The sequence below is a fragment of the Blautia sp. LMAG:89 genome, from assembly GCF_008679485.1.
GTDB lineage: Bacteria > Bacillota > Clostridia > Lachnospirales > Lachnospiraceae > Blautia_A > Blautia_A fusiformis.
Genome location: NZ_NANC01000007.1, coordinates 1 through 13,250, shown reverse-complemented (window position 1 = coordinate 13,250; position 13,250 = coordinate 1). Strand labels below are relative to the sequence as shown.

Below are 13,250 nucleotides of genomic sequence, written 5' to 3'. Positions count from 1 at the left end.
TACTTGAAGAATATTTTTACAGCATATTTTATGTCCGGAAGAGTGGAGGAATAAATACTAAAATGGTTGATTTAAATATAGAGTTGCCAGATGGATTTTTAGATGAGGAAGTCAGATGTGGATATACGGTAACATCAAAGATGAAAGAGGTCTGGGCAGTTGAATTAGATATTACTGCGAAAATCATAGAAGTCTGTGAAAAATATAATATAAAGATTTTTAGTGATGGTGGAACAACCCTTGGAGCTGTCCGGCACAAAGGATTTATCCCATGGGATGATGATATTGATTTTGAAATGGACCGTGAAAATTATAATAAATTGTGCGAGGTTGGAATGAAAGAATTTAAATATCCGTATTTTTTTCAGACCGAATATACAGATCCAGGTTCTTTGCGCGGACATGTTCAGATCAGAAGAACTGATACGGCAGCTATATTGGCAAATGATACTAGAAAAAATATAAAGTTTAATCAAGGTATATTTGTAGATATATTTCCATTTGATAATATCCCGGATGATGCAGAAGAAGAAAAAACACTTCGGAAAAAAGTTGCCATGCTGAAGGAAAAAGCTTATAAAACCAGCCTAGTCTGGAGTGATTTTGCATCATCAGATAATAAAATAAAACAGTTGATAAAGACATTATATTATCCACTTTATAAACTAAAAAGCAAGAGTTCTCTGTATTATTATAAAAAAATGGAAGAAGCGGCAGTAAGCTATGATTCAATAATCTGTGAAAAAAAATGTCCCTTATCATTATCTCCATTGAATACAAAGTTTTACAGATATAAAGAGGATTTTGATAAATGTGAAATGATGGATTTTGAATTCTTAAAAATACCAGTACCAGTTAATTATCATGCTATTTTATCGCGGACATATGGTGATTATATGAAATTTGTTATAGGTACTTCGCTACATGGAAACGTTTTCTTTGATACAGATAAATCATATACAGAATATACAAATAGATAGAAAGAGAAAAGGTGAGATAGTGAACAGATATTTGTTTGAAGTTTTATGTTTCATTGAGAAAAATGGGAAAAAGGAATATGGAATCAGAGAAATATCAGATGCGATTCAGATTTCGGGGAATACTGTATCTAAAAGTTTGCAAGAAGCTAAAATTTCTGGGTATATTGAGGGAAAACAGATGCTTTCTATAACTTCAAAAGGTATAGAAGCACTTGAACCCTATAGAGTTAAAAAGGCGGTGATTATGGCAGCGGGGTTTGGAGCAAGAATGATGCCTGCTACAGCTGACAGACCGAAGCCCATGGTAACGGTTAATGGCAAACGAATTATAGACACGTTGCTAGATGCACTGGTGAATGTTGGTATTAAAGATATTGTAATAATAAGGGGATATAAAAAGGAACGGTTTAATGAAATTCTTGAGAAATATCCATTTGTGCGTTTTATAGATAATGACCGGTATGATAAAGAAAATAATATATCTTCAGTGATCTTAGCTTCGAAAGAGATTAATAACGGTTATCTTTGTGAAGCGGATCTATATATTACAAATCCAGAGGTGATTAGAAAATATCAATATGTATCTAATATTTTAGGTTCCTATTCACTGGAGACAGATGATTGGTCATTCAGGATTAAAGATGGCTATATTTCGGAATATCAAAAGGGTAATACCTATTGCTATAATTATTACGGTATTTCCTACTGGACAAAGGAAGATTGTCAGAAATTGAGATCAGACTGGGCTGAAATATATAAGGACAATAAAGGTGTTTTCTGGGAGGAAGTTCCATTAATTCTCAAAAAAGAAAATTATAAAGTAGAGATAAGACAATGCAATAAACAGGATATTATGGAGATAGATAATTATTATGAACTTGCTCAATTGGATGAAACATATAGATAAGGATGATTGATATGAATATAACGATAGTAGGAGCAGGGAATATAGGGACTCAATTTGCTGCTCATTGTGCAGAAAATGGGCACAAGGTTGTAGTTTACGGCTCAAAACCGGAGAAAATAAACAAACTTTTAACAGTTGTAAATGAAGAGAATGAAATTATTCATCGTGGAATCATTGAGAAAGCAACAGATGATGAGAAGGAAGCATTTTCCAATGCTGATCTGATCTTTGTGACCATGCCTGCTACACTAATGCGGCTGAATGCACAGAAAATAGAGCCTTTTGTTAAACCAGGGCTGAAAATATGTATTGTTCCGGGCACTGGTGGTGGAGAGTGTGCATTTTATGGATGTATTAAAAAAGGTGCTACAGTTTTCGGGGTACAAAGAGTGCCAAGTGTTGCCCGCCTTATTGAATATGGAAATACTGTAAAGGCAATTGGATATAGAGATGAAATGTTTGTAGCTGCGATACCACATAAAGAGACGGGAGAATGCTGTAAGATAATTGAAAGTATTATTGGTGTTAAAACAACGCCACTTCCTAATTATTTAAATATTACACTTACTCCTTCGAACCCTATTCTTCATACCACGCGGCTCAGAAATTTGTACGGAGATTGGAAAGAAGGGGTTGTCTACAAAAAAGTTCCCCTTTTTTATGAAAACTGGAATAACGAAACGTCAGAGCTTCTTATCGCCTGTGATACAGAGGTTCAGCAATTATGCAAGACGTTGCCGTTTAACTTATCCTATGTAAAATCATTGTGTGTTCATTATGAAAGCCCGACTGCAGAAGCGATGACAAAGAAGATATCGGGAATTACCGGATTTAAGGGACTGACAAGTCCAACGAAAAAAGTAGAAGGGGGATATATCCCTGATTTTAATTCAAGATATTTTACCGCTGATTTTTCATACGGGCTGGTGATTTTAATACAGATCGCAGAGTATGTAAATATTGATGTGCCAAATATGAGGGAAACCCTTCAATGGTATCATGATCTTGTAGGTGAGAGAAAGGAATATAATTTCAAAGATTACGGGATTAATACATATCAAGATTTTGTGGATTTTTATTCACTCTAATAGTTATGAAAATGTAAATAAAAGAGATGTTACAGTTTCTTATCTTGTTGAGAATAGTATATAACTGAGGAAATAATTAAATTGGGTGAAGATATATTACTTCTTGATTTTGTAAACATATCATCAGCAAATTATTTCTTTTCTGACTTTTATGTAAGACTTAACGTAACAAGTGAAGGCGGTAACGAAAAACTATATTTGAGCAAAGAGCATAAAAGCGGCAGAGAAAATATATTCAAATCAGTTATGCGATGGATATTTTGCGAAATAACGCATGAGAGGAAGAAGAGTTAATGAAAAAAGATGAATTCAATATATTAAATAGTTTTTATAATGGTAACGTTGGACGAATTAATTGTTCTTCTGATTTAGATGTTAAAAAGTCATTACAAAAACAAGAGGTTTTCAATTATTTGATACAGGCGGGACTGATAGCGAAAAATGGATCTAAAATCACTGATACTGGGCTTGAAGCTTTGGAACCATACCGTGTAAATAATGCGGTGATTTTAGCAGCCGGGGCATCTACCCGCTTTATTCCTTTATCGTTGGAACAACCTAAGGGTTTATTTGAAGTAAAAGGAGAGAAGCTGATTGAAAGACAGATTCAGCAACTTCAGGATGCTGGAATAAAGAACATCACGATTGTGCTTGGATACAAAAAAGAAATGTTTTATTATTTGGAAGACAAATATGGAGTAAATTTTATAATTAATGAGTCTTTTAATATAAAGAATAACATAGAGAGTTTGTACCTGGCAAAAGAAAAACTAAGAAACACGTATATATGTGTAAGTGATAGCTATTTTGTTGAAAATCCTTTTAATCAATATGAGTATCAGACATTTAACGCAGGGATAAGTATTAAGAAAAAAACGAATGAGATGTATGTTGATACTGATGAAAATGGAAAAATCATTATGATGGAAAAGTACAGGGATTCAGGAAAAGTATTATTTGGACATTCGTTTTGGAATGAGGATTTCTCGAACGCTTTTATTAAACTTATGGAAGCAGACAGGACTGTCGGAAAGTATAATCAGAGCTTTTGGGAATGGATGGTTAAAGATAATCTGAATAATCTGCCATCATTCTATTTTAAAGAATATGAAGAAGGAAATATTTATGAATTTGACTATTTCGAGGATTTGCGAAGGTTTGACAGCCAGTATCAGGGACATACACATAGTGAAATTATCCACAATATTAAACTTATTTTCAGATGCGATGAAGAAGATATCGTAAATTTTCGTAATGTAAATGAGGGAATGACAAATACATCATTTATTTTTGAAATTAATGGTATGGATTACATATATCGTCATCCCGGGGATGGGACAGACAGCATTATTAGTCGTAAAAATGAAAAAAACTCTCTGATTAAAGCAAAAGAAATAGGGATTGATCCTACTTACATTTATGCTGACATTAATGAAGGATGGAAGATATCAGTATTCATATCAGAATTCAGAGAACCGGATTACAATTCATTTAAAGATTCAAAAAAAATTATAAGTGTACTCAGAAAACTTCATGGTTCGGGTATTAAAGTTGATTATGGGATGGACCCTTGGAAAGATTCTTTGAAGATTGAAAAACTACTTCGAAAAAAAGCTCCGGAATGTTTTGAAAAAAATGAGAAATTAAAAAGAAAGATTGAATTACTTTATAAAAAGACTGCTGGTGATGGGGTCGAAAAATGTTTTTGTCATGGTGATACCTATAAATCTAACTGGATGATCAAGCCAGACGGTAATGTAATACTTATTGACTGGGAATATTCAGGGTATTCTGATCCAGGAATTGATGTTGGATATTATATTGTTGATGCAATGTATGATTTCGATGAAGCAGAACGTTTTATAAAAGAATATTTACAAGATAGTTATACTGAGAAGAGATATTATCATTTTTGGGCATATACGGCTATTATTGCTTATTATTGGTACGTATGGGCATTGTATCGGGAATCCTGTGGAGCAGTTATGGGAGACGCTCTTATTAATTGGCGGGATATGGCAGAAAAGTATGCAGATCATATTTTAGACTGTGAAGGAGAATGATATATGAAGGAGAATAAACTGGTTCGAGTACTTGGATTAAAAGAATCTATCAGCATGACGATAGGAACTGTAGTAGGGGTAGGATTGTTTACCTGTGGCTCAGCACAAATTGGCTTAGTGGGATCGTGGATTATAGGATTTACATTTATAGCATTGCTGATTTCAATTTGGCCATGTCTTATTTATGGAGAGATGTCCGCTGCGTTGCCCTGTGCAGGAGGAACATATAATTACGCAAAACGAGGATTAAACAGGGTTTGGGCCAATATGGCAGGATGGCATTATATCATTTCAGTTGTAGCAATTGGTGCAGGAGAGACACTTGCATTTGCTAATTATTTTAAAATTCTATTGGAACAATTTAATCTTAACATTGCATGGCTGGATTCCCGTGTAATTGCAATTGCTCTTGTAGCTGTTTTTTTAATATTAAATTATCGAGGAATTGAACAATCCGGGAAGGCGCAGATAGCATTTATGTTTTTTTTCTGGGGCTGTTCTGTTTGTTGGTTTTTGTATATGATTCCCAAAATACATATAGAATATTTTGGTGGTATTGCAATGAATAGTCTACCACCTTTTAATGAGATGATGTATATTTTTGGACTTGTATGGTGGTGCTATACAGGATTTGAAACTTGCGTATCTATGGGAGCAGAGACGAAATATCCGCAGTATACGTTACCCAGAGCTCTTAAGATCTCTGTGTTTTTAGTATTTGCGTTAAATGCATTATTCCAGTGGTTTCTTGTTGGACTTGTTCCTAAGAAATTTTATGGTGTTTTGGCAGTGGCAGATGCGCCTTACGCTGAAGGATTAAAGGCTGTTGGACTAGTCGGATTTCCAATTATACTTTTATGTATTGGTATCGCATTTGGCGGAGATTTATCTACAATTAATCCAGGTATCGCGGCACCAGCTAGATATATTTATACAATGGCAGAAGATGGAGCCCTTCCGTCGTTTCTTAGCAAGATTCACCCTAAGTTTAAAACGCCGTATGTGGCTATAACAGGCGTTGGGCTTATTAACTTTATTTTGATTGCAACAGGATCTATAAATTATATTGCTTCTGTTTCATTGATTTCATTAGCTATATGTTATATGATTGGCTGTTTATCTTATATAGGACTTCGTAGAAGTTATCCGGATATGAAAAGGCCATATAAAGCTCCTTTAGGCGTATTAGGTTGTTTGGTTACTATTGTAATATATTGCTTTATGTTACTCTTTGCTGATAAAGTTGCCTTACTTACAGCAGGAATTATTACAATAGTATGTATTGTATTTTATTATGCATATACACATAATAAGGGACATCAGATGCTTTCAATTGAGGAAGAAATTGGTGATATTGAAGAACCAGATGTTTTAACTAAAGAAAAAATGGATAGAGAATATAATATTTGGAAAATTATTACTATAATAGTAACGATAGTTGCCTTGGGAATATATATTATTCCGATGTTGTTTTGATTATTGTGATTTTCTCCAAGTTCTGTCTTTTTTAATTAATATGATTCCAAATGCTATTTTTAAGAAACAACAAAATTTCAGGTATTGAGAATCAAAAATGATTATTATTACAGTTGTCAATGGTGAGATCGTGATGATTTTAGCTTTAAAATTACAAAATATGAGGAGTGAATGATAATGTATGATTATTTGGTAGTGGGTTCCGGCTTATACGGTGCGATTTTCGCTCACGAAGCAAAAAGATCAGGAAAGACAGTTCTTGTAGTGGACAAACGGCCTAATATTGCAGGAAATGTCTATACAGAAAAAATCGAGGGAATCAATGTACATAAATACGGTGCACATATTTTCCATACAAATAATAAAAAAGTATGGAATTATGTCACACAGTTTGCGGAGTTCAACCGTTTTACAAACAGTCCGGTTGCAAACTATAAAGGAGAGTTATACAGTCTTCCTTTTAATATGTATACATTTAATAAAATGTGGGGTGTGGTAACACCGGAGGAAGCTGTAGCGAAGATTGAGGAGCAGAGAAAAGAAGCTGGAATTACAGAACCAAAGAATCTGGAAGAGCAGGCAATTTCACTGGTCGGACGTGACATTTATGAAAAGCTGATCAAGGGGTATACAGAGAAACAATGGGGACGTGACTGCAAGGATCTTCCTTCGTTTATCATTAAACGTCTGCCGGTTCGCCTGACATTTGATAATAATTATTTTAATGCTTTGTATCAGGGTATTCCAGTTGGTGGTTACACGAAGATGGTAGCAAATCTTCTGGAGGGTATTGAGGTTCGTTTGAATACAGATTATCTGGAAAATAAAGATGAATTAGATGCATTGGCTGAAAAAGTAGTTTACACAGGTCCGATTGATGCATATTTTGATTATAAGCTTGGTACACTGGAATATCGTTCCGTGCGTTTTGAAACAGAAACTTTGGATAAACCGAATTTTCAGGGAAATGCAGCTGTGAATTATACGGACCGGGAAACTCCATGGACGCGTATCATTGAGCATAAGTGGTTTGAATTTGGTAAGGATGAGGAAGGCAATGATCTTTCAAAAACAGTGATCAGCCGGGAGTTCAGTTCTGAATGGAAACCAGGAGATGAGCCGTATTATCCTGTTAATGATGAAAAGAACGGAGCTCTTTACGCAGAGTATAAAAAGCTGGCAGAAGCTGAAACAAATGTGATTTTTGGCGGACGTCTTGGTGAATATAAATACTATGACATGGATCAGGTTATTGCAGCTGTATTGGACCGCTGTGAAATGGAATTACATTAAAAATAGAAAATAGAGATGAACAATATTGTTAATCATAGTAACAAGTATTGATTCATATTTTAGCAAGCTTAAAAATGATGGAAGTTAGGCTTGTCAGAAAGAAAACAATAAGTGAACTAGTTACTACGTTTAAGATTTATCCGCAGGTGTTGAAGAATGTTTGCATTACAGACAAAAAGGCATCAAAGGCGGATGCGTTTGTTCAGAAGGTTGTTGCGAAAGTTGCCGATGCGTTGGGGGGATGCCAGAATATTTTTGCCAGAGAATCGGGCACAGAACCGTTGGTACATGTTATGGTAGAAGCATCAGATTATGATATCGGTCAGAAATTGGTGGATGAAATTGTTGACGTAATTAGCAGCAGAGGATATCAAATCTAAAGAAATTAGAAACGACTCTGGTACAACCGGAGTCGTTTCTGATATTAGAAATATGAAAGAAACTGCAAGCGTTATTCACATATCGTTTGCAAAATTGGAGGACTAGAATTATGTGTGGAATCGTAGGATTTACCGGAAATCACAAGGCAGCACCTATTCTGCTAGATGGATTAGCTAAACTAGAATATCGGGGATATGATTCAGCAGGGCTTGCTGTCCGTGATGGAGAAAAGCCTGCTGAAGTTGTAAAATCAAAAGGACGATTGAGTAATTTAATTGAAAAAACAGATTCCGGAAATTCATTAAAGGGTACCTGTGGTATCGGTCATACCCGTTGGGCAACTCATGGTGAGCCGAGCCAAACAAATGCACATCCACATGTTTCTGGTAATTGTAGCAAATCTGGTTCGGGTGTAGTGGAATCGGAAGTAGTTGGGGTACATAATGGCATTATCGAGAATTATACAGAATTAAAAGAAAAGTTGTTGAAGCACGGATATACTTTTTACAGTCAGACGGATACAGAAGTTGTGATTAAACTCGTAGACTATTATTATAAAAAATATAATCTTGGGCCTGTTGATGCAATCGCAAAGACTATGGTTCGTGTCCGTGGTTCTTATGCATTGGAACTGATGTTTCGTGACTATCCGGGTGAAATTTGGGTGGCCAGAAAAGACAGTCCGATGATTATTGGCATTGCTGATGGCGAGACTTATGTGGCTTCTGATGTACCGGCAATCCTGAAATATACAAGAAATGTATATTATATTGAAAATCTGGAATTTGCAAAGCTGACACCGGGAGAGGCTCATTTTTATAATCTTGATGGTGATGAGATCGATAAGCAGACGTCAGAAATCAAGTGGGATGCAGAAGCAGCAGAAAAAGCTGGTTTTGAGCATTTTATGATGAAGGAGATCCATGAGCAGCCAAAAGCTGTAGAGGATACCATGAATTCTGTACTGAGGGATGGTGTAATCGATCTTTCACATGTGGAAATTTCCGATGAGGAAATTAAAGCTTTTGAGCAGATATATATTGTTGCCTGCGGTTCTGCATGGCATGTAGGTATGGCGGCACAGTATGTGCTGGAGGATCTAGCGGATATTCCGGTAAGAGTGGAATTAGCATCGGAATTCCGTTATCGAAAAATGCCGATCAATCCGAAAGCTCTTGTTATAGTGATCAGCCAGTCTGGTGAGACTGCAGATACTTTAGCTGCATTGCGGATGACAAAAGAAAAAGGTATCACCACGATGGCTGTTGTTAATGTAGTTGGCAGCAGTATTGCACGTGAAGCTGACAAGGTATTTTATACTTTGGCTGGGCCGGAGATTTCTGTAGCGACAACAAAGGCTTACAGTGCGCAGCTTGTAGCAATGTACTGTCTGACAATAGTGTTTGCGAAGGTTAGGGAGAAGATTACAGATGAGGAGTATAAGTACTATATTTCTGAAATACAGACTCTTCCTGAAAAAATGCAGAAGATTCTGGAGGATAAAGAACGAATCCAATGGTTTGCTGCAAAATATGCGAATGCTCATGATGCATTTTTTGTAGGGCGTGGCATTGATTATGCAGTTTGCCTAGAAGGCAGCCTGAAGCTGAAGGAAATAAGCTATATTCATTCGGAAGCGTATGCAGCTGGTGAACTGAAGCATGGTACGATTAGTTTAATTGAACCGGAAACTTTGGTGATCGGAGTACTAACACAGAGTAATCTGCATGAAAAAACGATTTCCAATATGTTGGAGTGCAAGAGCCGAGGAGCATATCTTATGGGACTGACTACATATGGTAATTATGAGATTGAAGATCAGGTAAATTTCACAGTTTATGTGCCGAAGGTGGAGGAACATTTTATTGGCAGCCTGACGGTGATTCCGCTGCAGCTGCTAGGGTATTATGTTTCTGTGGCGAAAGGGCTGGATGTGGATAAGCCTAGAAATTTGGCGAAGAGTGTTACTGTGGAATAGTTATTCCATGGCTATAATAATATATATGGCAAAGAGAATGTAACCAGTAGAACGCAAGTGCCTTTTTATATCGGTAAACGTGTGCCATAATCATACTCAACAAAATCCATAGTCAAAATAGTTTAGGACTCAATTTTTTAATTAGTCATAATCAGAAGAGAGTATGGATTCACAAACCAATCTTGTGGCTTGGCAGATCAGGATTTCAGCATTGGGGAGAGTTGCTCCACGATGGACAAAGTTACCCGAAGGGAATATTTGCGAATAATCTGTGGTCAACAGGAATTTCCAAGTTTCAATGGGGCTAGAGATAGTAAGGAAAAATTATTCCGCGTTGCGAGTTCGCTAGGAATTTCAATTGGAAATATTGAACAGTTGCTGGTAAGACAATTTATTATAAAAAAGGAAGAGGACTATCAAACAATAGCTAGACTTGTTCGCATGATTGCAGAGCAATGATAGGCAACTTTACGAAAAAAAGGGTTCATAGTATCATTATTATATATATAATTGATGCTATGGAACCTTTTGAACATAACAGGCATATAAAGTGGTGATTTTAGTGAATACAATTTATCGGATTCGTGAAAGTTTACAATGGAATCAGGAAAAAATGGCTGATGAGATGAACGTTACAGTTGTTATGTATTGGGTGGGATATGTGTATCGATACTGGCATTATGTAACAGGTGAATCAAGCAGAGAGATTTATCGTCAGGCTCCGACAAAAACCATGAATGTAAATTACCTGATGTTTCACACGATGGATCCGGAGATGGCGGTGGAGGATCTTAAGGAAATCTACAGGCAAAAAAGTGGTGTGTAAAATATGGGTGCATCGCAGATCGAGCAATATAAAAAAGATTGATGCACTGCTGATAAAAAATCAAAAAGCTGACAGAAGTACGAACCTGTGTCATTGTAAAAGCAGGTTTTATTCTGTCAGCTTTTTTATGTAAGTATAATTTGAGCGGCGGATGATGTCCTGTGAAATTATACCAGTTTATTTAATTTTTCAATAATTTCTGTAAGTTCTTCTCTGGAATATCCGCCGAAGCTTACCAGTGCGCGTAATGGCATGGAGTCGGTCATGGCTTCTGTCATTTCTTCAGTGATAGCTTCGGAAGCGGCTTCAGAAGAGGACTCTTCACCAACGTTCATGGCTGAGATATATTTTTCTGTCAGTTCTTTTGCTGTTTCGCTTGTTTTCGGGTTGCGGAACAGTTCGCCCAGGGTGGTGTTCATATGAACATGCATCGGAAGCTCCTGGCTGCTGTTCAGATGGATCCTGCTTTCAAGATGGATATCTCTGGAAGATGTACCGACAAGGAGCTTATATTCGCCGCTGGCTGCGAACCAGTCATGAAGTTCTGTATTGTACCATGCGAAGCTTCTCTTGTCCAGCTCCATGGTTACTGTTTTGGTTTCGCCTGGATTCAGGAAAACCTTTTCGAAGCCCTTGAGCTCTTTTTCCGGACGGATTGCGGAATAGGTGCAGTCTTTGACATAGAGCTGTACGACTTCTTTTCCTGCCATATTTCCTGTGTTTGTTACATCAACCGAAACGGTGATGGTGTCTTTGTCTGTAGGATTTTCATTGGAGATCTTCAGGTCGCTGCAGGCAAAGGTAGTGTAGGAGAGTCCATAGCCAAACGGATATGCTACATCCATTTCTTTTGTATCGTAGTAGCGATAGCCTACGAATACGCCTTCACGGTATTCAACCTTTTCACCGCCGCCGAAGTTCAGATAAGATGGATTGTCGGAGAGCTTGAGCGGCATTGTCTCAGCAAGCTTGCCGCTGGGATTTACTTTTCCGTAAAGGATGTTTGCGACAGCGGTACCGCCTGCCTGACCGCCGAGGTATGCTTCCAGAAGGCCTTTTATATCATTGAGCCATGGCATCTCCACGGGGGAACCGTTGTGGAGGACGATCACGGTATTCGGCTGTACTTTAAGGATCTCAGCAATGAGACGGTTCTGGCATTCAGGAAGCCTCATGTGGGAACGGTCGTATCCTTCAGATTCAAAGCTGTCCGGAAGTCCGGCGAAAATCACAACCTTGTCAGCGGCGGCAGCAGTTTTGATCGCTTCAGCTGCAAGTGCGTCATCGTAGAGATCTTTGTCTGCAGGAAAACCTTCTGCATAAGTAACCTGTGCATCGGAAGGAACGGAATCCAGTGCATTTGTGATCTTGAAGCAGTTGATATGAGAGCTTCCGCCACCTTGGAAACGAGGCTTCTTTGCAAAACCACCGATGAAAGCAATTTTCTCGGATGCTTTCAGAGGGAGAATTTGCACATCGTTTTTCAGAAGAACCATAGATTCTTCCGCAATGTGGCATGCTTCTTCATGGTCTTTTTCCATAGTGAAGTTCTGCGGTGCACGGTTATCTGTATATTCAAAAATTATGCGTAAAATACGTTCAACAGCCTCGTCAAGAATGTCTTCCTTGAGGGAACCGTCTTTTACGGCCTGTACGATAAGGGAATCGTTGACTCCATTGGAGGAGGGCATTTCCAGATCAAGTCCTGCCTCAAGGCCTTTAACGCGGTCATTGACTGCGCCCCAGTCAGACATCACATAGCCCTTGAAGCCCCAGTCGCTGCGGAGAACATCTGTGAGAAGCCATTTATTCTCAGATGCGAAAGTGCCGTTGATCTGGTTGTAGGAGCACATGAAGGTGTATGGCTGAGCTTTTTTTACTGCAGTTTCGAATGCAGGGAAATAGATTTCACGTAAAGTGCGCTCATCAGCCTCGGAAGAGTTGCTCATGCGGTGATATTCCTGGTTGTTTGCTGCAAAGTGCTTGATAGAGGTTCCTACATGCTGGGACTGTACTCCGTTTATAAAAGCGGCTGCGATCTCACCTGCAAGATATGGATCCTCGGAATAATATTCGAAGTTTCTTCCGCAGAGAGGAGAACGTTTGATGTTTACGGCCGGTCCGAGAACTATGGATACATCGTTGGCCTGAGCTTCTTTTCCGATAGTTTTGCCCATTTCTTCCATCAGCTTGCGGTCAAAGGAGCAGGCACTTAAAGCAGCCGGCGGGAAGCAGACGGCTTTGATGCTGTCATTCAT

The 13,250-nt window shown here is 37.8% G+C and carries 12 protein-coding genes; 11 read left to right on the top strand and 1 reads right to left on the bottom strand.

Features of this window, described 5'->3' with window-relative positions; all coding sequences use genetic code 11:
• Positions 1 to 62: 62 nt before the first annotated feature.
• The 11 genes from CCC70_RS09840 (at position 63) to CCC70_RS09790 (ending at position 10,992) form a co-directional block, all read left to right on the top strand.
• The gene (locus tag CCC70_RS09840; protein WP_118753107.1) at positions 63 to 980 is read left to right on the top strand and encodes a LicD family protein; all 918 of its coding nucleotides are present in this window, start codon (positions 63 to 65) and stop codon (positions 978 to 980) included.
• The gene (locus CCC70_RS09835) at positions 940 to 1,887 is read left to right on the top strand and encodes a sugar phosphate nucleotidyltransferase (RefSeq protein WP_173741301.1); all 948 of its coding nucleotides are present in this window, start codon (positions 940 to 942) and stop codon (positions 1,885 to 1,887) included. Before CCC70_RS09840 ends, CCC70_RS09835 begins: the two co-directional genes overlap by 41 nt.
• An 11-nt stretch (positions 1,888 to 1,898) precedes the next feature.
• Positions 1,899 to 2,975 carry an NAD/NADP-dependent octopine/nopaline dehydrogenase family protein gene (locus tag CCC70_RS09830; RefSeq protein ID WP_173741300.1) on the top strand — a complete coding sequence of 359 codons (1,077 nt, stop codon included), beginning with the start codon at positions 1,899 to 1,901 and terminating at the stop codon, positions 2,973 to 2,975.
• Positions 2,976 to 3,056: 81 nt separating this feature from the next.
• Positions 3,057 to 3,269: a hypothetical protein gene (locus tag CCC70_RS09825; protein WP_118753104.1), complete on the top strand. Its 213-nt coding sequence runs from the start codon at positions 3,057 to 3,059 to the stop codon at positions 3,267 to 3,269.
• On the top strand, positions 3,269 to 5,038 hold the full coding sequence (locus CCC70_RS09820; protein WP_118753103.1) for a phosphotransferase: 1,770 nt from the start codon (positions 3,269 to 3,271) through the stop codon (positions 5,036 to 5,038). The genes CCC70_RS09825 and CCC70_RS09820 overlap by 1 nt, the downstream gene beginning before the upstream one ends.
• Positions 5,039 to 5,041: 3 nt before the next feature.
• Positions 5,042 to 6,514: an APC family permease gene (locus CCC70_RS09815; RefSeq protein WP_118753102.1), complete on the top strand. Its 1,473-nt coding sequence runs from the start codon at positions 5,042 to 5,044 to the stop codon at positions 6,512 to 6,514.
• Positions 6,515 to 6,691: 177 nt separating this feature from the next.
• A complete protein-coding gene (gene glf, locus CCC70_RS09810) occupies positions 6,692 to 7,807 on the top strand; it encodes a UDP-galactopyranose mutase (protein ID WP_270390653.1) in 1,116 nt (371 codons plus the stop codon).
• 74 nt (positions 7,808 to 7,881) lie between these two features.
• Positions 7,882 to 8,187 (top strand): hypothetical protein, encoded by a 306-nt coding sequence (locus tag CCC70_RS09805; RefSeq protein ID WP_287072863.1) that lies wholly within the window; start codon positions 7,882 to 7,884, stop codon positions 8,185 to 8,187.
• 110 nt (positions 8,188 to 8,297) lie between these two features.
• A complete protein-coding gene (gene glmS, locus CCC70_RS09800) occupies positions 8,298 to 10,166 on the top strand; it encodes a glutamine--fructose-6-phosphate transaminase (isomerizing) (RefSeq protein ID WP_270390659.1) in 1,869 nt (622 codons plus the stop codon).
• Between the two features lie 231 nt (positions 10,167 to 10,397).
• Positions 10,398 to 10,625, top strand: coding sequence for a hypothetical protein (locus tag CCC70_RS09795; protein WP_270390661.1), 228 nt, complete (start codon positions 10,398 to 10,400; stop codon positions 10,623 to 10,625).
• A 154-nt stretch (positions 10,626 to 10,779) separates the two neighbouring features.
• Positions 10,780 to 10,992, top strand: coding sequence for a hypothetical protein (locus tag CCC70_RS09790; RefSeq protein WP_287084753.1), 213 nt, complete (start codon positions 10,780 to 10,782; stop codon positions 10,990 to 10,992).
• Positions 10,993 to 11,159: 167 nt separating this feature from the next.
• Here CCC70_RS09790 and CCC70_RS09785 read toward each other — a convergent pair.
• Positions 11,160 to 13,250, bottom strand: a 2,091-nt coding sequence (locus tag CCC70_RS09785) for a glycoside hydrolase family 3 C-terminal domain-containing protein (protein ID WP_287084752.1), incomplete at its 5' end; no start/stop codon positions are given.

Bases quoted from the DNA above. Each gene is read 5' to 3' on its own strand.
- CCC70_RS09790 (WP_287084753.1), top strand. From the start codon at position 10,780: ATGGCTGATGAGATGAACGTTACAGTTGTTATGTATTGGGTGGGATAT.
- glmS (WP_270390659.1), top strand. From the start codon at position 8,298: ATGTGTGGAATCGTAGGATTTACCGGAAATCACAAGGCAGCACCTATT.
- CCC70_RS09805 (WP_287072863.1), top strand. From the start codon at position 7,882: ATGATGGAAGTTAGGCTTGTCAGAAAGAAAACAATAAGTGAACTAGTT.
- CCC70_RS09820 (WP_118753103.1), top strand. From the start codon at position 3,269: ATGAAAAAAGATGAATTCAATATATTAAATAGTTTTTATAATGGTAAC.
- CCC70_RS09795 (WP_270390661.1), top strand. From the start codon at position 10,398: ATGGACAAAGTTACCCGAAGGGAATATTTGCGAATAATCTGTGGTCAA.
- glf (WP_270390653.1), top strand. From the start codon at position 6,692: ATGTATGATTATTTGGTAGTGGGTTCCGGCTTATACGGTGCGATTTTC.
- CCC70_RS09830 (WP_173741300.1), top strand. From the start codon at position 1,899: ATGAATATAACGATAGTAGGAGCAGGGAATATAGGGACTCAATTTGCT.
- CCC70_RS09815 (WP_118753102.1), top strand. From the start codon at position 5,042: ATGAAGGAGAATAAACTGGTTCGAGTACTTGGATTAAAAGAATCTATC.
- CCC70_RS09840 (WP_118753107.1), top strand. From the start codon at position 63: ATGGTTGATTTAAATATAGAGTTGCCAGATGGATTTTTAGATGAGGAA.